The sequence below is a fragment of the Bradyrhizobium sp. URHD0069 genome (genome assembly GCF_000701345.1).
In the GTDB taxonomy this organism is placed as follows: Bacteria; Pseudomonadota; Alphaproteobacteria; order Rhizobiales; family Xanthobacteraceae; genus Bradyrhizobium.
Genome location: NZ_JNIJ01000124.1, coordinates 1 through 1568, shown reverse-complemented (window position 1 = coordinate 1568; position 1568 = coordinate 1). Strand labels below are relative to the sequence as shown.

Genomic DNA, 1568 nt, shown 5'->3' with positions numbered 1-1568 from the left:
GAAGCGTAAGCTTTCGTATTTCGAGCGGCACGGTCGGCCGGCCACCAGGGCGTCGCGACTTCCAGCACAAGCACAGCCGGAAACCCGCGCGATGCCAGAGAACAATAGTGTCAGGCTTCACGATCGCCAACGCGTCGCAAACTTTAGGGAATAGCCGATAGAGACCAACGAAGACCGATCGGTCGAAAGCGCTGAATGCGTGTTTTTTTTGGAGCAGTTCGTCTGAAGAGCATTGATCTGCTGCCGTAGCATCCAAATTTCTGCCTGAAGCGCGGCCCGCGACTGGATCAGATCGACGACCGTCCAACCAATGAGCCTGGGTGCGATCGTCGGCCTGCAATGGGCCAAACGTCTCAAAGGATTTCGTTGACCGGTACCCGGCCAAAGTTCGCTTGCTCAAATAGGAGAACTTTTGATGACTGAAAATCGTCCACCGCTTTCGCCGTTCGACCACGGCACCCCGGTCTTAAAAGTGCGTGCTGCGTAGGACGGCTGGAATTCGCGCAATCCGGAGAAGGTCAGCCTCGCCTAGACTCCCGCCACTGGCGGACTGCCACCGGTCTCATGCCGTGAACGTTACGATCGTAACGAAGTTTTTATGCCGATGGCACTGAGCCGCCACATGGCCGCTGCATATTCCTTGATGGACGCGCAGAATTTTGAAATGAGACAAACCGATCCGGAACAACGTCTACTCGACACTCGGATCACGGTGCGGATCAGGATCATCGCCGAATACATCATCGATAGCTGTTTGCCATCGATCGAGACCAGCGCAGCATCGTTTCCACACCGGCATGCATTTCAGGCGTTCAGGGTTTAGGGACGATTGAGAAGTGAATCTTTTATTACGCCTTTTCGTACTGGTGGCTGTCGCGCTCCTGCCCGCGATCGCAATTCAGGCATACAATGAACTCGATCTCCGTCGTGCGCGCCAGGTCGAAGTGCAGAACCAGGCGCTCCATTTGGCCAAGCTCGCCGCGGCGGAGCAGCAGCAGATCGTACAGGGAATTCGTCAGGTCCTGATCGCGCTGTCGGAACTCCCGGCGATCAAAGTGAGGGACAGCCAGGCATGCAATGCATATCTGACTGCGATGAAGCCGCGATTTCCGGCGTTCCTTACCTTTATCGTCACCGACATGAAAGGGTGGCCTTTCTGCACCACGAACGGCAATGGTAAACCAGTCAACGTCGCCGGGCGGGCCTACTTTGCCAGCGTCCTGAAGACCGGTGCGTTCACGGTCGGGGAGTTCTCGATAGGTCTGTCAGTTCCCCGGAAGGTCATTCAGTTCGTGTTGCCCTTCTACGGCGACGATGGTCGCATGGGTGGCGTCATCATCGCGGCTCTCGGTCTGGATTGGCTCGCTGACTACATCGCGCGAAAGGGTGTTCCAGCGGGAGCCGCGCTCGCTATCACGGACCGCAATGGTACTTATCTCGCGCGCTATCCCCACAACGGCCGGTTCGTCGGCACGAAGATGCCCGGTGGCCAATACCTGACCATGGTTGAACGGGGTGCGGTCGATATCCTCGACGTCGATGGCACGGAACGGATCGAAGGCTACTCG

Annotated in this window: 1 protein-coding gene and 1 pseudogene; both read left to right on the top strand. The window is 57.2% G+C overall.

The window, feature by feature from the left end; translation table 11 throughout:
* Positions 1 to 622 precede the first annotated feature (622 nt).
* Entirely contained in the window at positions 623 to 823 is a 201-nt protein-coding gene (locus tag N554_RS0130535) for a hypothetical protein (protein ID WP_156042205.1), read from the top strand.
* A gap of 142 nt (positions 824 to 965) precedes the next feature.
* Positions 966 to 1568 (top strand): annotated as a pseudogene (locus tag N554_RS0130530) (hybrid sensor histidine kinase/response regulator); the annotation flags it as partial.

Bases quoted from the DNA above. Each gene is read 5' to 3' on its own strand.
- N554_RS0130535 (WP_156042205.1), top strand. From the start codon at position 623: ATGGCCGCTGCATATTCCTTGATGGACGCGCAGAATTTTGAAATGAGA.